The following is a 20,153-nucleotide window of genomic DNA, read 5'->3' on the forward strand; positions in this document are numbered from 1 at the left end:
ACGACGATGCAGGGCGCGGACGCCTCCGCCGCTGCGCCGTCCCCCGCAGCCCCGGTCGAACCGCCCCACGCGCCCGCCGCCCACTAGGGATCAACGGCAAGACATTGATCAGGCCGCCTCGAACGAGGCGGCCTTTTTCGTCTGTGCGACGAAGGTGCTAGAGCCGGGTCATGATTTCCGATGACGACGCCTCGCCGCATCTGACCTGGACCGAAGAGGGCGAGCCGCGCTCGGGCCGGTTCGGCGATGTCTATTTTTCGCGCGACGACGGACTGGCGGAAACGCGGGCGGTGTTTCTGGACGGATGCGGCCTGCCCGACGCCTGGGCCGGGCGCGACTGTTTCACGGTGGCGGAGCTGGGCTTCGGCACGGGGCTGAACATTGCCGCCCTGCTGGACCTGTGGCGGCGGACCCGGCCCGAGGCCGGGCGGCTGCATATCTTCTCCACCGAGGGGTTTCCGCTGACGGCGGACGAGGCGGCGCGGGCCCTGAGCGCCTGGCCTGAGCTGGCTGAGGCGACGCAGGCGTTGATCGACGCCTGGCCGTCCGCGACGCCGGGATTCCATCGGGTGGACCTGCCGGGCTTCGACGCTGTGTTGGATCTCGCCGTAGGCGATGCGGCCTGGGCGCTGGAGCAGTGGTCGGGGGCGGCGGACGCCTGGTTCCTGGACGGCTTCTCTCCGGCGCTGAACCCCGGCATGTGGTCTCCGCAGGTGATGGCCCTGATCGCCGCGCGATCTGCACCCGGCGCGCGCCTGGCCACCTTCACCGTCGCCGGCGCCGTGCGGCGTGGCCTGGCCGATCAGGGTTTCGTGGTCGAGAAACGCCCCGGTCATGGCCGCAAGCGCGAACGGCTGGAGGCGCGTCTGCCCTCGACCTTTGCGTCCGCGCAGGTTCCCAGCATCGCCGTAATCGGCGCAGGCGTGGCGGGGGCGTCGGTGGTGCGCGCCCTGAGGGATCAGGGCGTCAGGGCCATGGTGTTCGAGACCGAACGGCCGGGCGCAGGCGGATCGGGCTTTCCCGCGGCCCTGGTCACGCCGCGCCTGGATGCGGGCGACATCGGTATCGCCGCCCTGCACGCCCAGGCGCTGGAACGGGCGGGGCATCTGTATGCCGCGACGCCGGACGCCGTGACGGGCCAAGGGGTGCTGCAACTGCCCCAGGCGCCACGCGATGCGGCCCGGTTCGAAAAGATCGCGCGCCAGCCGATCTGGGCCGAGGGCGCGATGGTCGTGCTGGACGAAGACGCGGCCGCGACCCTGGCGGGCGAGGGGACGGGGCAGGGCGCTCTGTCGATGAGGTGCGCCTGTGGAGTGCATCCCGCCGCCGTGCTGTCGGACTGGCTGGGCGAAGCGGACATGCGGTCGGAACGGGTGACGAAGCTGGAGCGGACCGACGGCCGCTGGCGTCTGATCGGCGAGGGGGCTGCGGTGCTGGCCGAGGTCGATGCGGTCGTGGTCGCCGCCGGCTGGGGATCGGCCGCCCTGCTGGACGGGCATGACCCGGCGCCGCGCCTGTCGCCCGTGCGGGGGCAGGCGGATTGGGTCGAAGGCGAGATCACGACCAACGCGATGGCCTGGGGCGGCTATGCCGTCCCAACCGGCCATGGCGTCCTTTATGGCGCGACCCATGACCGGGGCGACACCGACACGGCGCCGCGGGCGGAAGACAGCGAGAAAAACCTGGCGACCTTGCGGGCGCGTCTGCCGGGTTTGGCCGACAAGATCGAGGCGGCGGGACAGGCGCAGAGCCGTGCGGCGATCCGCGCCACCACGCCCGACCGCCTGCCTCTGGCCGGGGGCCTGGACGACGGTCTCTATCTGCTGGGCGGGCTTGGCTCGCGGGGCTTTTGCGTCGCGCCAGTGCTGGCGGAGCATGTCGCCGCCCTGATCCTGAACCGGCCTTCGCCCCTGCCGCGCGATCTGGCGGTGCGCGTTTCGCCAAGCCGGGCGGCGGTCATCCGCAATCCCCTTGCGCCCCCGTCTCCGGCAAGCGCAGGATAAGCCGGGGGGCTGTTTCGGGAGCCAAACATGCATCGTCTCATCCTGTCCTCGGCCGCCGTCCTGGCGTTGTCGGCCTGTGCGCCATCGCCCGGCGCGACGACGGCCAGCCGCGTCGACGCCACCCAGTGTTTCCGGCCCAGCCTGGTGCGGAACTTCACCGCCCCCAACGACCAGACCCTGTATGTCCGCACGTCCAGTTCGGACGTGTTTCAGATCGACAGCACCTTCTGCCGCGACATGACCCGCGCCCTGTCGGTCGCGCTGGAGCCGCTCTCTGGATCGAACCTGTGCGTCGGCGATCAGGCGACCTTGCGCAGCCCGGCGACCGGCCCTGAACCTTGCCGCGTCCGCATCGCCAGGAAGTTGACGGCCGAAGAGATCGCGGCCCTGCCGTCGCGGGATCGGCCCTGATCGGAAAAGCTTTGCAGGACCGTCAGGGAGATTGAATTCTTCCGCACACGGGTATGAAATGATCGTCTTGCCTGGGGAGGGAAGAGAATGATCAGAACAATCGGTCTTGCAGCGATAATGGCGACAGCAGCGCTGGCGTCGCCCGTGGCGGCGGAAAGCTGGGCCACGTTTTCACGCAGTGACGCCATCGTCTATCTCGTCGATCTGGACGGTTTGACGCCCGTAGACGGTGTGGCGACGACGCGAATGGCGCGGGTGCCGGCGCGCGGCGACGCCGCCAATCTGAGCCATGAAACCGAAGAGGTGATGGTGCGGTGTTCGGATGGTCAATCGCGCTCGGGCGCGACCGTGACCTATGGGGCCGATGGCGCGGAAACCGATCGCTATTCCGAGGACACGCCGTGGGAGGCGACGCCCAGCGGCGGCATCTACGGCGGGATCAAGTCCTTCGCCTGCGAGGAGATGCGCCCTCAGACCACGGCCTTTCCGACCATTCAGGCCTTCATCGCCGGCGGACGCGGCCAGTAGGCCGCGTCCCTTTCGTCAGACGTCGACGGCGGCGTCCAGGGCGTTTTCCTGGATGAATTCGCGGCGGGGCTCGACCACGTCGCCCATCAGTTTGGCGAACAGGTCGTTGGCGTCTTCCTCGTGCTCGACCGAGACCTGCAGCAGGGTGCGGGCGTTGACGTCCAGCGTCGTCTCCCACAGCTGTTCGGGGTTCATCTCGCCCAAACCCTTGTAGCGCTGGATCGACAGGCCCTTCTTGCCGGCGTCCAGCACCGCGTTCAGCAGGTCCAGCGGCCCGCGAATGGTCGTGGACTTGTCCTTGCGGCGATAGATTGCGGGCGAGAGGAAGACGCCGTCGAACGTCTGGGCGCGTTCGGCAAGGCGACGGGCGTCCAACGAACGGATCAGGGTCTCTTCCAGCACAATGGTCTCCTGCACCGCGCGACGGGTGCGGGTGAAGACCACGGCGCCCTGTTCGCCCGGCGCGCCGGTCCAGTCGCCGTCGCCCTCTTCGGCATAGAGGTTCAGGCGCACGGCGGCGGCGGCCGATGCGGTCGCCATGTCCGAGGTTTCGGCGAACAGGCCGGCGAGCGCCGCCTGTTCGATGGCGAAGGCCGGGGCGCGCTGGCTGAGGCGATCGACGCCGGCGCTGAAGCTCTTGGCCTCGCGCACCAGGGATTGCAGGTCCAGACCCAGGCGACGTTCGCCGGTGGACAGGTCCAGCTCGGCCTCGGACGAGCCTTCCTCGATCAGGTAGGAGTCCATCTCGGACTGATCCTTGAGGTAGCGAGACTGCTTGCCCTTGGCGACCTTGTAGAGCGGCGGCTGGGCGATATAGACGTGCCCGCGCGTGATCAACTCCGGCATCTGCCGATAGAAGAAGGTCAGCAGCAGGGTTCGGATGTGGGCGCCGTCGACGTCGGCGTCCGCCATCAGGATGATCTTGTGATAGCGCAGCTTGTCGGCGTTGAAGTCGTCGCGCCCGATGCCGGTGCCCAGCGCCAGGATCAGGGTGCCGATCAGCTCGGACGACAGCATCCGGTCGAACCGGGCGCGCTCGACGTTCAAGATCTTGCCGCGCAGGGGCAGGACGGCCTGGTTCTCGCGGTTGCGCGCCTGTTTGGCCGAACCGCCGGCGGAATCGCCCTCGACGATGAACAGTTCGGACTTGGCGGGATCGCGTTCCTGGCAGTCGGCCAACTTGCCGGGCAGGCTGCTGATCTCGAGCGCCGACTTGCGGCGGGTCAGGTCGCGGGCTTTGCGGGCGGCTTCACGCGCGGACGCCGCCTCGATGATCTTGGCGACGACCTGCTTGGCCTCGACCGGGTGTTCCTCGAACCATTGCGACAGACCCTCGGAGCACAGGCCCTCGACGGCCGGGCGCACTTCGGACGACACCAGCTTGTCCTTGGTCTGCGACGAGAATTTCGGATCCGGCACCTTGACCGACAGGACGCAGGTCAGGCCCTCGCGGGCGTCTTCGCCGGTGACGGAGACCTTCTCCTTCTTGCCGGCGCCCGAGCTCTCGATATAGCCGCCCATGATGCGGGTCAGGCTGGCGCGGAAGGCCGACAGGTGGGTGCCGCCATCCCGTTGGGGGATGTTGTTGGTGAAGCACAGCATGGTCTCGTGGTAGCTGTCGTTCCACCACAGGGCGAGGTCGATCTCGATCCCTTCCTTCTTGCCGCGAATGACGATGACGTCTTTCAGGATCGGCGTCTTGGACTTGTCGAGGTGGCGCACGAAGGCCTCCACTCCGCCCTCATAGTGCAGCAGGATTTCGACCGGCTCGGCGCCGCGATGGTCGGCCAGCTTGATGACTACGCCCGAGTTCAGGAAGGCCAGTTCGCGCAGCCGGTGTTCCAGCGTCTTCAGGTCGAAATCGATGTGGCTGAAGGTCGTGACCGACGGATAGAAGGTGACCTCGGTGCCGCTCAGGGCCTTGCCGGTGTCCTCGCGGATCGGGGCGTCGCCGGTGATCTCCAGCGACTTGACCGTGTCGCCACGCTCGAACCGCATCTGGTGCGCCTTGCCGTCGCGATAGATCCTCAGCTCCAGCCAGTCGGACAGGGCGTTGACCACGGACACGCCCACGCCGTGCAGACCGCCCGAGACCTTGTAGGAGTTCTGGTCGAACTTACCGCCGGCGTGCAGCTGGGTCATGATGACCTCGGCCGCCGAAACGCCTTCGCCCTCGTGGATGCCGGTCGGAATGCCGCGCCCGTTGTCGGTTACGGTGACCGAGCCGTCGGCGTTCAGGATGACCTGGACCAGGTCGGCGTGGCCGGCCAGGGCCTCGTCGATGGCGTTGTCCACCACCTCATAGACCATGTGGTGCAGGCCGGACCCGTCGTCCGTATCGCCGATATACATGCCAGGGCGTTTGCGCACCGCGTCCAGGCCTTTGAGAACCTTGATGGAATCGGCGCCGTATTCGGGCATGTCGGCAATCGGATCGGTCATGAAATCTTTGGCTCTGAAGTCCCGACCGGGACGGGGATGGAGCGCCACTTGAAGCGCTCGAATCGACGGCGGAGTCGCACCGCGCCGAAGCCCGCAACATATAGGAAATTTCGGCGAAAAAGCGAGGATTTCCGCGTCGAAACCCTAGTCGCTTTCCAGCGCGCCGCCGGCGACGCGGACGAACTGGGCGCGGCCTTCCAGACCGGCGAACAGGTCGCGTTCGGTGCCGGTCATGAAGGCCTGCAGGTTCAGCGCGACGATCTCTTCGAACAGGGCGGCGCGGCGGCGTTCGTCAAGGTGGGCGGGGGCTTCGTCCAGCAGCAGGACGGGGCGGGCGGCCCCGGCGACGGCCCCCGTCCCGATATGATCTGACAGGCGGGTGATCTGGGCCAGGATCAGGTTCAGGACCAGGGCCTTCTGCTCGCCCGACGACCCCTCGGCGGCGGGGCGCTGCTTCTCGCGGTGCAGCGCGGTCAGGTCGGTGCGGTGCGGGCCGAACAGGGAGCGGCCGGCGGCGCCGTCGCGGGCGCGCGCCTTGGCCAGGCCTTCGCGGATCGCGGCGGCGATCTCGTCTTCCTCGGCCCCGGCCTCGGCCATCTGTTCGGCGGACCCATCCAGGCCCAGGTCGGCCTGGGGGAAGGGGCGGTCGCTACGGGCGTCGATGGCGGCCTGGAGCGCGTGCAGGGCGGCGACGCGGGCGATGGCGGCCCGGGCCCCGGCCTCGCCCAGCCGAAGCTCCAGCGCATCCAGCCAGACGGGATCGGCTTCACGTCCGTCGGCCGCATCGTTCAGCAGGCGCAGCCGTTCGCGCAGGGCCTTTTCATAGATCGAGACGCTGGCGGCGTGATCGGGGTCGGCGGCGAAGACCAGCCGGTCAAAGAACTTCAGCCGCTCGGCCCGTGCATCCGAGAACAGCCGGTCCTGTTCCGGCGTGGCCCAGACGGGGCGCAGATAATCCAGCAATCGGCCCGGCTGGGCCGTTTCGCCGTCGATGCGGACGATGCGCCGCGCAGCCCCCGCCGCCTGCACGCCGGTGCCCAGCCGCGTCTCGTCGTCCAGTTCGACCATGACGGCCCAGGCGCGGCCGGTCGCCTCGCCGGGCTCGCGACGACCCATCTCGGCGGCGGTGGCGCCGCGCAGCCCCTTGCCGGGGGTCAGCAGGCTGATCGCCTCCAGCAGATTGGTCTTTCCCGCCCCGTTCGGCCCATGCAGCACCACAGGCCCAGAGGTCATCTCCAGCCGTGCGCCCGCATAGGAGCGGAAGTCGGTGAGGGTGAGGGAGGTGAGGCTCAATCTATCCGCTCATCCCGGCGAAAGCCGGGACCCAGTCCTTTTGCTCGGCACGATCTAACCGAGCAATGTTGGAAACAGATCCGCCCATGCCGGGTTCTTGCGCTCGATCAGCTCCAGCTTCCAGACCCGTTTCCATTCCTTGATCTGGCGTTCGCGAACGAAGGCCGCATTGCGCGTTTCGTGGATTTCGTACCAGACCAACAGCGCCACGCCATATCGGCTCGTAAAACCTGGGCGCAACTTGTTGCGGTGTTCGGCGACCCGCTTGATCAGGTCGTCGGTCGAGCCGGTGTAGAGTGTGCCGTTTCGGCGGCTGGCGAGAATGTAGGTGAAGAACGCCAACGCCAGCCTCCGGTACGAACGAAAGCACTGGGTCCCGGCTTTCGCCGGGATGAGCGGAAATACCTAATCTAAACCCGCAGCGGCATCAGCACATACTGAACGCCCGGATCGGCCGGATCGAGGACCAGGGTGGGGCTGGCCGGGTCGGCGAAGCGGAAGGCGGCGTTTTCGCCGGTGATCTGGCCGGCGACGTCCAGCAGGTAGCGAGCGTTGAAGCCGATCTCGAACGGCTCGTCGGAATAGCCGATCTCGACCTCTTCCTCGGCCTGGCCGGCTTCCATGTTGCGGACGGTCAGCTTTACGCGGTCGTTGTCGAAGGCCAGTTTCACCGAACGGCTCTTCTCGGCCGAGATGGTGGCGACGCGGTCGACGGCCTTGGCGAACAGGGCGTTGTCGATGTCGGCCTGTTTGTCGTTGCCCTTGGGAATGACGCGCAGATAGTCGGGGAAGGCGCCGTCGATGACCTTGGACGTCAGGGACGCCTCGCCCATCTGGAAGCGGATCTTCTGGGCCGAGACGGTGACCTCGACCGGGCCGCCGGCGTCGTCCAGCAGGCGGCGGACCTGATCGATGGTCTTGCGGGGCACGATGACGCCGGGGCCGCCGGCCGCGCCCTCGGGCGCCGGGGTCTCGGCCAGGGCCAGACGGTGACCGTCGGTGGCGACGGCGCGCAGCAGGGGCACGCCGGCCTCCGACACCGTGTGCAGATAAAGGCCGTTCAGATAGTAGCGGGTTTCCTCGGTCGAGACCGCGAACCGGGTCTTGTCGATCAGGCGGGCTAGATCTTCCTTTGGCATGACGTAGGAGGCGCCGGCGCTGTCGGTGGACATGACGGGGAAGTCGCCCGCCGGCAGGACCGGCAAGTTGAAGCGCGACCGACCGGCCGAGACGACCAGGCGCGGATCGTCGCCCGAATAGAGCAGCGAGACCTCGGCGCCTTCCGGCAGCTTGCGGACGATTTCATACAGGGTGTGGGCGGGCGCCGTGATCTGGCCCTCGACCTGCACCTGGGCCTCGGCCTCGTCGACCATCTCCATGTCCAGGTCGGTGGCGGCGAAGGCCAGGCGGTCGCGGCCTGCGGATAGCAGGACGTTGGACAGGATCGGAATGGTGTTTCGACGTTCGACGACGCTCTGGACGTGGCCCAAGGCCTTGAGGAGCGCGGATCGTTCGATGGTCAGCTGCATGTCGTCTCGCCCGGCGCGGCCGATTCGCAGATGGCCGCGGTTAAGTGACCTCAGACACTAGCGGATTGCGCGGCGGGAGCAACGGGTCAGACCCGCTGCTCCACAGCTTCAGCCGCGAAGCTTGCGTGTCAGGGCCTCGACATCGCGGGCGATCTGGTCGTCCTGCGGCATCAGCTCCTCGATCTTGCGCACGCCGTGAAGGACCGTGGTGTGGTCGCGACCGCCGAAACGCCGACCGATGTCGGGATAGGAGCGGGTCGTGTGCTGCTTGCACAGATACATGGCGATCTGGCGGGGACGGGCGACTGCACGGGTGCGGCGCTCGCTGAGCAGGTCGGCCTGTTTCATGTTGAAGTGGTCGGCGACCGTCTTCTGGATCTCGTCCACGGTGATGCGGCGCTCGGGCCCGCCGCGCATGGCGGCGCCCAGCAGGGTCGAGGCCTCGTCCACCGAGACGGAGGACAGGCGCGATCCGGCGGCGGCAGCCAAGGTGTTCACGGCGCCCTCGAGCTCGCGCATCGAGCCCGGCGTGCGGTCCACCAGCTGGGCCAGAACTTCGGGGTTGGCCTCGCCCTGAACGACGCCCAGGGCCGACAGGGCCTTCAGACGGTTCTGGGCCACGGCGATCTTCAACTCGCGGTCGCCCGCCTCGACCGGGCAGGTCAGGCCGGCGGCGAGGTGGCTGCGCAGGCGCGGCTCGACCTCGGTCAGGGCCATCGGCGCGCGGTCGGCCGAGAAGACGATGCGTTTGCCGTCCTCGATCAGGGCGGTCAGGGTCGAGAGCAGTTCTTCCTGGGTCGAGGTCTTGCCGCCCACGAACTGGACGTCGTCCAGCAGCAGCATGTCGGCCGAGCGCAGGCTCTCCTTGAAGGCGGCGGTCGAACGGTCCTGCATCGCCTTGACGAAGGTGGACAGGAAGCGTTCGGCGGTCAGATAGACCACCTTGGCCTCGGGCCGCAGGCGCTGGGCCTCCCAGGCGATGGCGTTCAGCAGGTGGGTCTTTCCGTAGCCGTAGGGGCCGCAGAAGAAGACGGGGTTGAAGTGACCGTCGGCCCAGCTGGCGACCTGTTTGGCGATGGCCAGGGCGAAGGCGTTGCCCTGACCCTCCACGAAGCTGTCGAAGGTCAGGCGGTCCTGCAGGCCGGCGGCGCGCACGGCGCGGGCGCCGTCGGCGCTGATCGGGGCGGCGGGCGCGATATGGGGCGTCGAAGCGAAGGCGGCTAAGCGCGGCGCGGTGTCGGCCGCATTGCCTGACAAGACGGCGGACGCCGGCGGGGCCGAGCCCACCTCGGCGCGGCAGCGCACCTCCAGGCGGCGGTTCAGGCCGTCCAGGCCCAGCCACAGCTCGTTCATGCGGCGCAGGGCGTTCTTGCGCACCCAGTCGCGGGCATAGGCGGTGGGGGTGACCAGGATCAGGCCGCCGGCGTTGTCCAGCCGGACCGCCGACGGGGCGATGTAGGACGAGAAGGGGCCGTCGCCGATCTCGGCGCGCAAACGCAGAGAGGCCTCGCTCCAGATGCGGTCCGGGTCCGTCATTCCCGACGTCTTCGTTCCGCCCGCCATCGCCGTTGCGCCCCCAACCATCTTGCCCGCCCAGTCCAAAACCAAATCCGACCTTCCGCAGCTTCAGGGCGATGGTTCAGGGACGACTTCTCCTGCGCCGAAAAGCGATGCTTTTCGGACGGGGTCGAACCTCTGGACAGACATCTCCCGCCGACGCGAAACCAAGTCCCGCGCCGTCTTCATCCGTGCTGGGATGGAAGTGCGTTAGAGGCCAAAACTTACGCTGCGAGCCGGGTGGGTCAACGCTGATTCGTCGGTCGATTCGCAGTTAAATTGTTTGACTCCGTCAAACCCTGATCCTGCTTGGAATTTCCGGCGAACTGTCGCTCGACGAGCGACGATTTCAAAATTGCACCTTAGCGACACAACGCAAAACGCCGAAGGAGCATGCGCTCCTTCGGCGTTGATATTGCTTCGTAATCCCACAACGAAACAGCGACAGCTGCTCCGTCTGCGTCGGATTAAATTTGGCTCAGGCGGCCGACAGCTTCTTCAGCTGGGCGGCCAGGCGCGACACCTTGCGCGAGCCGGTGTTCTTGTGAACGACGCCCTTGGAGACTGCGCGCATCAGCTCGGATTGAGCTTCAACGAAAGCGGTCTTGGCGACGGCGGCGTCGCCGCCGGCCAGAGCTTCCTGGAACTTGCGCAGATAGGTGCGGACGCGCGAACGGCGCGCCTTGTTCACTTCGGTACGCGCTTCGATCTTGCGGATCGCCTTGCGGGCGCCGGGGTTGTTGGCCATGTCAAACCTTCGAACGGAAAACGCCGCGGAGCACACGTCCACGGCGCGGAAATCTCAAGAGGGCGGGCCTATAGCCGAAAGCCCGGGGGCGGTCAACGCGGAGTCTTGGCCGGATCGACTCTCTATCCCGCAGGACGCCGCTGCGGACCGTCGCGGCGCCGGTTGATAAACCTTATTCAACGAACGGTGTGGCAGGGTCTGGACGAACCGGAACCCGCATGCCCAGATCCTCAGTCTCGCTTATTGTCGCCCTCGTTCTGACCGGGCTATTTGTCCCCGTCGCGCTGGCCCAGGGCCAGGCCTCCGCGTCGGCCCGCACGCCGTTGGCCTTGGCGCAGGCGGTGGAACGTCGTGCGGGTGCGACGGATTTCGCGGCGCTGGAGTCCTTTGGCCGTGAGGCCATGGAGCGGCGCGACCGCGAGGGGCTGAATCGACTTTATCATGTGGCCTGGATTCTGTTGAACCAGGGCGAGTTCGATCGCGCCAAGGCCTGGAACGACCGGCTGGCGCAGGCCGCTCGTCGCCAGGGCGACAAGCGATATATGCAGATCGCTCATCTGAACGCCCTGACGCTGCGCTACGATCAGGGCGACACGGCCGCCGCCGAGGAGATGCGGCGCATCTCCGAGACCGAGCAAGACTGGTTCGCACGCACCCACGCCATACGCATCTGGGCCCTGGCCTTGATGGACCAGGACAAGATCGGCGAGGGACTGAGCCTGCTCACCAACGCGGACGCCCTGATCCCCGACAACGCCCCCTATGCGAACGCGGCGCGGGCGGGACTGTGGGAGATGACCGGCATCGGCCTGCTGAAGCTCAACGACATCGCGGGCGCGACCGCCGCCTTCGGCCGGTTCGAGATCGATTTCGCCAACCCGGCCTATCCGCGGCCGGATTTCGACGCCGTCTACAATCTGGCCAGGCTGTCGAGCCAGATCGGCGACGCCGCCCAGGCGCAGCGCCTGTATCTGATCCACCACCGTCTGACGCAGCGCGCGGGGTTGCCCAGTCTGTCGGTCTATGACGCCAATCTGTGCGCCATCGTCGCCGAGGCCCGACAGGCGCCAGGGGATGTGCTGCAGTGCCTGGCCCCTTACGGCGAGAACCTGGGCGAAGCCTCCTTCCTGGCCACTCATCTGCTGCCCGCACGGGCGATCGCCCGTGCGCAGACGGGACAAATCGCCGAAGCTCGCCGCGACCTTGAGCAGATGCGCCGGCGCCAGGCCGGAGGCGCTCGGCGTGACGAGGAGGCTTCGGAGCTGCCGCATGTGGAGGCGGAAATCTTGTTCGCCGAGGGACGCCCGTCCGAGGCCTATGAAAGGCTGCGAGAGCATGCCCGACTGGACAAGATCGCGGACGCCAGCCGCTTCAGCGCGGGTATTCGCCAGGTCACCGGCGACATGCAGCAGCAGCTGACCCGCCGCCGTGAACAGCTGGAAACCGCGCGCGCCAACACCCAGCTGCAGGGCGACATCATCGAAACGCAGAGATGGCTGATGGGGATCGCCGCCGTCTTCGGCCTGGTGTCCGTCTTCGGCCTTGTGTGGCTCTGGCGTCAGTCGCGGAGGCTGCGGATCGCGCAACGACGCGCGGAGGAGGCGAGCCAGTCGAAATCGGAGTTCCTGGCCAATATGAGCCATGAGATCCGCACGCCGCTGAACGGGGTCGTTGCCATGGCCGACGCCCTGTCCCGCGCGGGCCTCGATCCCCGCGAGCGAGAGATGGCCGAGGTGATCCACGCTTCGGGCGTCACCCTGGAACGCCTTCTGTCCGACATTCTGGACACGGCCAAGATCGAGGCCGGCCAGATTTCCCTGGAGCGCGCCACCTTCGATCTCGGCGACACGGTGCGCGGCGTGGCGGCCCTCTACCGTCCTCGCGCCGAGGAAAAGGGCGTGAATCTGCGTCTGGAGGTCGAGCCAGCGCTGGACGTCGCCGTCGAGGGGGATGTGGTGCGGGTGCGCCAGGTCCTGTCCAATCTCATTTCCAATGCGATGAAGTTCACCGAACGGGGAGAGGTGGCGATCGGCGTGACGTCCGCCGGCGAGGGGCGGGTGAGATTTTCCGTGACGGACACCGGCTGCGGCTTCGACGCCGAACAGAAGAGCCGCATCTTCTCGCGCTTCCAGCAGGCGGACGGATCGATCACGCGCCGCTTCGGCGGCACGGGTCTGGGGCTGACGATCTCGCGCGATCTGGTCGAGCTGATGGGCGGTCAGTTGGACTGCGACGGCGAACCGGGCGTCGGCGCCCGGTTCTGGTTCGAGATCCCGCTCGCGCCCGCCGTCGAGGCGCCGGTGTCGGCGCCGGTCGATCCGGCGGCGGAGATGGTCTTTCCTGCGCGCATCCTTCTGGCCGACGACCATCCGGCGAACCGCAAGGTCATGCAGATCATGCTCGGCGGCCTGCCGACCGAACTGGTCCTGGTCGAGGACGGGCAGCAGGCGGTTGAGGCCTACCGCAACGGCGGCTTCGACCTGGTGCTGATGGACATGCAGATGCCGGTCATGGACGGGCTAAGCGCCACCCGGGCCATCCGCAGCCTGGAGGTGGAACAAGGCCGGGCGCGCACGCCTCTGATCATGCTGACGGCCAACGCCTTGGCCGAACATATCGAAGCGGGCCGCGCGGCGGGGGCGGACGGTCATCTTTCGAAGCCGATCACGATGCAGACCTTGATCGCCGCCGTGGCCGCAGCCGTGGAAAAGGTGCGCGGGCCCGAGCCGAAGGCGCCGACCGGCGAGTTGAGCAATCCGCACGCCAAGCGGTGACTTAAACGGCGCAGCACGCGCTTTCCGTCGCGACTTTTTTCGCTGTGTTGAAAGGGTGCAACGCTTTCTGTTTCTTCATGAATTGTGTCGTTTTACGGCCATGTTTGTACCGTCCTGCAAGGGGCTGAATTCGTTTCCCGGACCGTCGTTCCATGACCCAGATCGCGCTTATGTTGTTGGCGTTGGCCCCCACGGCCGGCGTCACCCAGACCACACCGGCCCAGACGCCGCAGGAAGATCCCGCTGTGGTTCTGCCCGAGATCGAGGTCACGGCGGCGCGGCGTGGCGTGGCCCTGGGCGGGCAGGAGCCGATCGTCTCCTATGACGCCGCCCAGATCCAGGCGTTCGGCGCGACCAATATCGGCGAGCTGATCACGCTGCTGGAAGCCCAGACCCGCAGCGCGCGCGGCGGGTCGCCGGTCTTCCTGGTCAATGGACGGCGCATCTCGGGCTTCCGCGAAATCCGCGGCATCCCGCCCGAGGCGATCGAGCGTTTCGACGTCCTGCCGGAAGAGACGGCCCTGTCCTATGGCTACAGCGCCAATCAGCGGGTGGTGAACATCGTCCTGAAGGCGGACTTCAAGTCCCTGACGGCCTCGGTCAACGTCAGCCGCCCGGAGCAGGGCGGTCGCACCACGACCGCCAGCGAGAACAACGTCCTGCGCATCGCCGGGGGCGACCGCTGGTCGCTGGACATCAACGGCACGACCGCCAACACCCTGTTCGAGACCGAGCGCGATATCGACCGTAGCGCCACGGCCGGTGGAGCGACCGGTGAAGAGGCGAACGCCTATCGGACCCTGCTGCCCAAGACCGACGAGGTTTCGGTGGCCGGGACCTACAAGCACGACCTGAACGACAAGGTCGGAATGACGCTGAGCGGCAGTTTGGAAGACTCCAGCAGCTTCAGCTACCAGGGCCTGCCCAACCTTCTTCTGAACGTGCCGGGGACCAATCCCTTTTCGCCGTCCGGCCAGGACGAGACCCTGTTCAGCTATCTAGACTTGCCCGGCTCCCTGACGCGCAAGACCGATACCCGCACCGCCGAGCTGGGAACGGTCTTCGACGGTTATGTGGGCGACTGGCGCTGGACGGCGACGGGGGAATACAGCCGTGTCGAGACCGACACCTCAACCGGGCGGGGCGTGGATGAGGCCGCGCTGCAGGCCTTGATCGCGGGCGATCTGACGGTCAATCCCTTCGGCGATCTGACCAGCCGGGCCACGGTCAATCCACGCGACACCGCCAACTCGCTGGCTCAGACGGCGACGGCGGAACTGGTGCTGAACGGCCGGCCGTACGAGCTGCCGGCGGGAGACATCACCTCGACCTTCAAGGTGGGCGCCGGCTATCAGTCGCTGGACTCCGAGAGCGTGCGCTCCGGCGTGGCCGTGGATCGGTCGCAGTCGCGCAACTCGGGCAATGTCCAGGCCAACTTCGACCTGCCGATCTCCAGCGTCGATCGCGGCATACTGCACAAGATCGGCGACCTGTCGGCCAATGTGAACCTGGCCTATCAGGAACTGTCCGACTTCGGCGGCGTCACCGCCGTCGGCGCGGGCCTGAACTGGTCCCCGGTCGAGCGTCTGTCGCTGTCGGCCAACTATTCCGACGAGGGCAAGGCCCCCACCGTCCAGCAGTTGAACGACCCGACGATATCGACGCCTAATACGCCGGTCTTCGACTTCCGCAACAGCCAGACCGTCGAGATCAATCAGATCACAGGCGGCGACCCCAATCTGAAGGCCGAGGATCGGCGCATCCTGAAGCTGGGCATGAACTGGCAGCCCGTGTCGGCCCAGGATTTCCGGCTGAACCTGGCCTATACCCGCACCGAGGCGGACAACGAGATTTCCAGCTTCCCCGCCATCACCCCGGACCTGGAAGCGGCCCTGCCGGATCGGTTCGTGCGCGACGCCGACGGCAATCTGCTGTCCATCGACGCCCGGCCGCTGAACTTCTTCAAGCGCGAGCAGCAGGACGTGCAGTGGGGCTTCAACTTCTCGCGTCCCTTCGGCAAGCCGAACCCGGCAGAGGCCGGTCAGCGGCCTGGCGGCGGACGCCCCGGCGGCGGTGGCGTGATGATAACTGGCCCAGGCGGCCCTGGCGGCGGCGGACGGATGCGCGGCTCGCGTGGGCCGGGGATGCAGCCCGGCCAGGGCATGTTCAATCTTTCGCTGACCCACACCTGGCGCGTCCAGGACGAGGTCGTGATCCGCGAGGGTCTGGAGCCGCTGGACCTGCTGGACGGCGACTCGATCTCGGGTTCAGGTGGTCAGTCGCGCCATGAGGTCCAGCTTCAGACCGGCCTGTTCAAGAATGGGCTGGGCGCCTTCGTCAACGCCAACTGGCGTGCGGGCACCACGGTCAACGGCGACGCCCTGGGCTCGCCCGATCTGGACTTCTCGGGACGGACGACGGTCAATCTGTTCGCCTTCGCCGACCTGACCCAGCGCACGTCCTGGGTCGAACGCTTCCCGTTCCTGAAGGGGACGCGGATCGGGTTCGGAGTTCAGAACATCTTCGACGACCGGATCTCGGTGACCAGCAGCGACGGCGCCACGCCCGTCAACTATCAGCGGGACTATCTGGACCCGCAGGGCCGGGTCTTCCGCATCAACCTGCGCAAGATACTGTTCTAGGCGACAAGCGCGAAGAATGGAGGGCGGGCTGCGGCCCGCCTTACGGCCAGACGGTCGCCAGCGCGATCATCACGACGGCGACGCCGAGCGCCAGGGGGAAGAACAGACGGTCTGACATCGGTCGATTGTTACCGCCGTGCGCCCGGTGCGACAAGCCGGGCGACGGCTTGATCCCGGTGAGCCTTGACCGACTTCGGAGGGCGTCCTACCCCGAAGGTCTGTTTCCCGAAGGACCGACCGAATGCCGCGCCTGATCCTGCTCCGCCATGGCCAGAGCCAGTGGAACCTCGAAAACCGCTTCACCGGCTGGGTCGACGTCGATCTGACGGCGGAGGGCGAGGCCCAGGCGCGTCACGGCGGCGAGTTGATCGCCGAGGCCGGGTTCAAACCGGCGGTCATGTTCACCTCGGTCCTGACGCGCGCCAAACGCACCGGCGCCCTGGCCCTGCAGTCGGCGGGCCTGACCGACGTGCCGGTGATCGAGGACTGGCGCCTGAACGAGCGCCACTACGGCGGGCTGACGGGTCTCAACAAGGCCGAGACGGCGCAGAAGCACGGCGAGGACCAGGTCAAGGTCTGGCGCCGCAGCTACGACGTGCCGCCGCCCCCGCTGGCGCCCGGCGGCGAGTTCGATTTCGAGGCCGACCCCCGCTACGCAGGCAAGGCGATCCCCGACACGGAAAGCCTGAAGACCACGCTGGACCGGGTGAAACCCTATTGGGACGCCGAGATCGCGCCGCGCCTGAAGGCGGGCGAGGACGTGCTGATCGCCGCCCACGGCAACTCCCTGCGGGCCATCGTCAAACTGCTGTTCGGCGTGCCGGACGACCAGATCGTCGGCGTTGAAATCCCCACGGGCAATCCGCTGGAGATCGACCTGGACGCGGAGCTGAAGCCTACCGCCGCCCGCTATCTCGACGCCGCCCGCGCCGAAGCGCTGCCGACCGCATCATGAGCTGGAGCGACGCCGACCAGGCCTTCATGGCCCAGGCCATCGCCCTGGCGACCGGACGAATGGGCGAGACCTGGCCCAATCCGGCGGTCGGCTGCGTCATCGTCAAGGACGGCCGGGTGATCGCCCAGGCCGCCACCGCGCCGGGCGGCCGTCCCCACGCCGAGGAGCAGGCCGTGCCTGCCGCCGGCGCCGAGATCGTTGGTTCGACCGTCTATGTCACCTTGGAGCCGTGCGGCGCCCGGTCGTCGGGCCGCAAGTCGTGCGCCCACTTCCTGACCGAGGCCGGGGTGGCTCGCGTCGTCATCGCCTGTCTGGACCCGTCGCCGTTCGCCGCCGGCCGGGGCACCGAGCGCCTGCGCGCGCAAGGGTTGACCGTCGAGACCGGCCTGATGTGCGAGGAAGGCGCCTACCTGTGCGAAGGCTTCCTGCACCGGCTGGAGACCGGACGGCCCATGGTGCGGGTCAGTGAGGACGGCGTCGGCTTCGACGGCCGCTTCGTCGCCTCGCCCAAGGCCGATCTGGTCACCGAGCTGAAGCGGCTAGGCGAGGCCGGTTACACCCGCCTGTGGACCGGCCCCGGCGAGTTGGCCGAGGCGCTCGAAGAGCAGGGCCTGCTCAGCGTCTGACAACCGCCTGTCGTTCAAGGGTTTCTTAAGTCAGACGGGCGCAATGTGTCGAAATGGCACTGGCGGAACCCATCGTGAGAAAACGCCTGACGCAGGCGGAGCTGGACCTGGTCTGCGCCCGGCATGACCGGCTGTTCCAGGCCCGCCCCGGCGGCGCCCGTGCGGTCTTCGCCTGGATGGACCTGTCGGGCCTCAGCCTGAAGGGCCGCAATCTCGCCGACGCCGATTTCGCCGCCGCCTGCCTGGAAGGCTGCGACCTGACGGGGGCCAAGCTTGACAACGCCAACTTCTTCGGCGCGGACATGCAGGACGCGATCCTGGCCGAGGCCAGTCTGCGTCGGGCGGACCTGCGCGGCGCCTGCCTGCGCGGCGCGGACCTGTCGGGCGCCGACATGTTCGAGGCCGACCTGCGCGAAGGCACCATCGCCGCCGCCGACGCCAAACTGGGCTTCAAGGTCATCGAGCCGCGTCATCGCGAGGAGACCGAGGCCGTGGGCGCCAACCTGTCCGGCGCCAATCTGCAACGCTCCAAGATGTCGGGCGTCATCGCCATGAAGGCCGACTTTTCCGGCGCGGTGATGAAGGACTGCAAGCTGGTCAGGGCCAATCTGAAACAGGCCAACTTCCGCGGCACGGATCTCGCCGGGGCCGATCTGTCCGGTGCGGACCTGTCGGGCGCCGATCTGCGCGACGCCATTCTGGTCGGCTGCAAGATGACCATGTGGCGCGCGGACGGCGCGGACATGCAGGGCGCGCTGACGGACAACAAGTCCGCCTGCGAATCCGTGGACCGGATGCCGGCCGCCGAAATGCTGCGCGAACATGCGCGCTGGTGCGAGACCGGCGGGTCCGAGGGGCAGCCTTCGGTGTTTGACGGCGTCGATCTGCGCCCGCTGAAGTCGATCACGGGCCTGAACCTGACCGCCCTGTCGGCCAAGGGCGCGGTGTTCTACGGCCTGGACATGGAGGGGGTGCAGTTACAGGGCGCCCAGCTCGAAAACGCCGATCTGAGGTCCGCCAGACTGCGGCGCGCCGACCTGCGCGGGGCGCGTCTGAAGGGGGCCAGGCTGAACGGCGCGGACATGCGCGAGGCGCAGCTGGGCCCGCTGCTGATCACAGCCGATCGCTTGATGCCGGCGGATCTGACCGGCGCAGTGCTGCGCGGCGTGGACTTGTCGGGCGCCGATCTGAAGCGCGCGGTGCTGGTCGGCGCCGACCTGGGCCGGGCGACGATGCACGGCGCCCAAATGCGTCAGGCCGACCTGACCGACGCCAATCTGACGGGCGTGCGCGGCCTGGTCGTGGACCAGGCCGCCTAACCGGCTTTAGGCCAGCGCCTTGAGTTGATCGACCAGGTCGGTCTTTTCCCAGCTGAAACCGCCGTCCGCATCGGGTTCGCGGCCGAAGTGGCCATAGGCGGCCGAGCGGGCGTAGATCGGCTTGTTCAGTTGCAGATGCTCGCGGATCGCACGCGGCGTGGCGCCGCCGATCAGGTCCAGGATCTTGTCTTCCAGGACTGTTTCGGAAATCTTGCCCGTGCCGTGCAGATCGACGTGGATCGACTGGGGCTTGGCCACGCCGATGGCGTAGGAGATCTGGATGGTGCAGCGGTCGGCCAGACCGGCCGCGACAACGTTCTTGGCCAGGTAGCGGCAGGCATAGGCCGCCGAACGGTCCACCTTGGTCGGATCCTTGCCCGAGAAGGCGCCGCCGCCGTGGGGCGCCGCGCCGCCGTAGGTGTCGACGATGATCTTGCGACCGGTCAGGCCGGCGTCGCCGTCAGGCCCGCCGATCTCGAAGATGCCGGTCGGGTTGATGTGCCAGACGGTGTTCTCATCGGTGAAGCCTTCCGGCAGCACTTCGAGGATATAGGGTTTGACGATCTCAGCGACCTGTTCGGAGCTGAGGCCCTTGGCGTGCTGGGTCGACAGTACGATCGAGGTGGCGCGGACCGGCTTGCCGTCCTGGTATTCGATGGTGACCTGGCTCTTGGCGTCGGGCTCCAGCTGCGAGCCGCCGGCGTGGCGGACCTCGGCGAGGCGTTTCAGGATGTTGTGGCTGTATTGCAGGGTCGCCGGCATCAGTTCCGGCGTCTCGTTCGAGGCGTATCCGAACATGATGCCCTGATCGCCGGCGCCTTCGTCCTTCTCGTTGGTCGAGTCGACGCCCACGGCGATGTCGGCCGACTGGGCGTGAAGGTGGCAGGCGTAGTCCGCCGTTTCCCAGTGGAAGCCGTCCTGCTCGTAGCCGATGTCCTTGACCGCGGCGCGGACCAATGGCTCCAGGCTGTCGATGATGGCCTGGGTGAAGGCCTCGTTCTCTTCCTTGGTGTTGCCTGGCTGGGTGGCGCGGACTTCGCCAGCCAGAACGATGCGCTGGGTCGTGACCAGGGTCTCGCACGCCACGCGCGCCTCGGGATCCTTGGCCAGGAAGGCGTCGACGACGGTGTCGGAGATGCGGTCCGCGACCTTGTCGGGGTGACCTTCGGAAACGCTTTCCGAGGTGAAGAGGAAGGAAGAACGAGCGGCCAAGAGAGGCTCCTGTCTGTGTCAGGCGATCAGACATATAAAGATATGCTTATATGTTCAAGTGATCTGACGTCGGGCGATGAGACGGAAAGTGGTTCGCACGTCGAGCGGATCGGC

Annotated in this window: 15 protein-coding genes; 8 read left to right on the forward strand and 7 right to left on the reverse strand. The window is 67.5% G+C overall.

The annotated features are described in order from the left end of the window. Positions 1 to 170: 170 nt before the first annotated feature. The 3 genes from mnmD (at position 171) to ACK4MH_RS06615 (ending at position 2,942) form a co-directional block, all read left to right on the forward strand. Positions 171 to 2,003: a tRNA (5-methylaminomethyl-2-thiouridine)(34)-methyltransferase MnmD gene (gene mnmD / locus ACK4MH_RS06605; protein WP_409716364.1), complete on the forward strand. Its 1,833-nt coding sequence runs from the start codon at positions 171 to 173 to the stop codon at positions 2,001 to 2,003. A gap of 27 nt (positions 2,004 to 2,030) precedes the next feature. Further along, on the forward strand, positions 2,031 to 2,414 hold the full coding sequence (locus tag ACK4MH_RS06610) for a DUF6491 family protein (RefSeq protein ID WP_409716366.1): 384 nt from the start codon (positions 2,031 to 2,033) through the stop codon (positions 2,412 to 2,414). 87 nt (positions 2,415 to 2,501) lie between these two features. Then, positions 2,502 to 2,942 carry a hypothetical protein gene (locus ACK4MH_RS06615; protein WP_409716368.1) on the forward strand — a complete coding sequence of 147 codons (441 nt, stop codon included), beginning with the start codon at positions 2,502 to 2,504 and terminating at the stop codon, positions 2,940 to 2,942. A 15-nt stretch (positions 2,943 to 2,957) separates the two neighbouring features. Here the strand turns inward: ACK4MH_RS06615 and gyrB are convergent, their stop codons facing one another. The 6 genes from gyrB to rpsT all read right to left on the reverse strand — a co-directional run bounded on the left by gyrB (position 2,958) and on the right by rpsT (position 10,511). Then, complete coding sequence (gene gyrB / locus ACK4MH_RS06620) at positions 2,958 to 5,384, reverse strand: DNA topoisomerase (ATP-hydrolyzing) subunit B (protein ID WP_409716370.1); 2,427 nt, start codon at positions 5,382 to 5,384, stop codon at positions 2,958 to 2,960. Between the two features lie 144 nt (positions 5,385 to 5,528). Continuing rightward, complete coding sequence (recF, locus tag ACK4MH_RS06625) at positions 5,529 to 6,677, reverse strand: DNA replication/repair protein RecF (RefSeq protein ID WP_409716372.1); 1,149 nt, start codon at positions 6,675 to 6,677, stop codon at positions 5,529 to 5,531. A gap of 54 nt (positions 6,678 to 6,731) precedes the next feature. After that, complete coding sequence (locus ACK4MH_RS06630; protein WP_409716374.1) at positions 6,732 to 7,019, reverse strand: GIY-YIG nuclease family protein; 288 nt, start codon at positions 7,017 to 7,019, stop codon at positions 6,732 to 6,734. Positions 7,020 to 7,087: 68 nt separating this feature from the next. Further along, positions 7,088 to 8,206: a DNA polymerase III subunit beta gene (dnaN, locus tag ACK4MH_RS06635; protein WP_346494456.1), complete on the reverse strand. Its 1,119-nt coding sequence runs from the start codon at positions 8,204 to 8,206 to the stop codon at positions 7,088 to 7,090. 108 nt (positions 8,207 to 8,314) lie between these two features. Continuing rightward, positions 8,315 to 9,790, reverse strand: a complete 1,476-nt coding sequence (gene dnaA / locus ACK4MH_RS06640) for a chromosomal replication initiator protein DnaA (protein ID WP_409716376.1) — start codon at positions 9,788 to 9,790, stop codon at positions 8,315 to 8,317. A gap of 451 nt (positions 9,791 to 10,241) precedes the next feature. Continuing rightward, positions 10,242 to 10,511 (reverse strand): 30S ribosomal protein S20, encoded by a 270-nt coding sequence (gene rpsT, locus ACK4MH_RS06645; RefSeq protein WP_135194610.1) that lies wholly within the window; start codon positions 10,509 to 10,511, stop codon positions 10,242 to 10,244. Between the two features lie 218 nt (positions 10,512 to 10,729). On the opposite strand from rpsT, the gene ACK4MH_RS06650 reads away from it, so the two are divergent. From ACK4MH_RS06650 to ACK4MH_RS06670, 5 genes are all read left to right on the forward strand, one after another. Beyond that, positions 10,730 to 13,285 carry an ATP-binding protein gene (locus ACK4MH_RS06650; protein ID WP_409716378.1) on the forward strand — a complete coding sequence of 852 codons (2,556 nt, stop codon included), beginning with the start codon at positions 10,730 to 10,732 and terminating at the stop codon, positions 13,283 to 13,285. Positions 13,286 to 13,437: 152 nt separating this feature from the next. Then, entirely contained in the window at positions 13,438 to 15,927 is a 2,490-nt protein-coding gene (locus ACK4MH_RS06655) for a TonB-dependent receptor plug domain-containing protein (protein ID WP_409716380.1), read from the forward strand. A gap of 241 nt (positions 15,928 to 16,168) precedes the next feature. Next, entirely contained in the window at positions 16,169 to 16,882 is a 714-nt protein-coding gene (gene gpmA, locus ACK4MH_RS06660) for a 2,3-diphosphoglycerate-dependent phosphoglycerate mutase (RefSeq protein ID WP_409716382.1), read from the forward strand. Further along, positions 16,879 to 17,508: a bifunctional diaminohydroxyphosphoribosylaminopyrimidine deaminase/5-amino-6-(5-phosphoribosylamino)uracil reductase RibD gene (locus tag ACK4MH_RS06665; RefSeq protein ID WP_409716384.1), complete on the forward strand. Its 630-nt coding sequence runs from the start codon at positions 16,879 to 16,881 to the stop codon at positions 17,506 to 17,508. Before gpmA ends, ACK4MH_RS06665 begins: the two co-directional genes overlap by 4 nt. Positions 17,509 to 17,561: 53 nt before the next feature. Continuing rightward, positions 17,562 to 18,827, forward strand: coding sequence for a pentapeptide repeat-containing protein (locus ACK4MH_RS06670; protein WP_409716386.1), 1,266 nt, complete (start codon positions 17,562 to 17,564; stop codon positions 18,825 to 18,827). Between the two features lie 6 nt (positions 18,828 to 18,833). On the opposite strand, the gene metK is transcribed toward ACK4MH_RS06670, so the two are convergent. Continuing rightward, positions 18,834 to 20,039 (reverse strand): methionine adenosyltransferase, encoded by a 1,206-nt coding sequence (metK, locus tag ACK4MH_RS06675; protein ID WP_409716388.1) that lies wholly within the window; start codon positions 20,037 to 20,039, stop codon positions 18,834 to 18,836. Positions 20,040 to 20,153 lie beyond the last annotated feature (114 nt).

Origin of the sequence: Brevundimonas sp. (genome assembly GCF_046295075.1) — a bacterium.
Taxonomy (GTDB): domain Bacteria; phylum Pseudomonadota; class Alphaproteobacteria; order Caulobacterales; family Caulobacteraceae; genus Brevundimonas.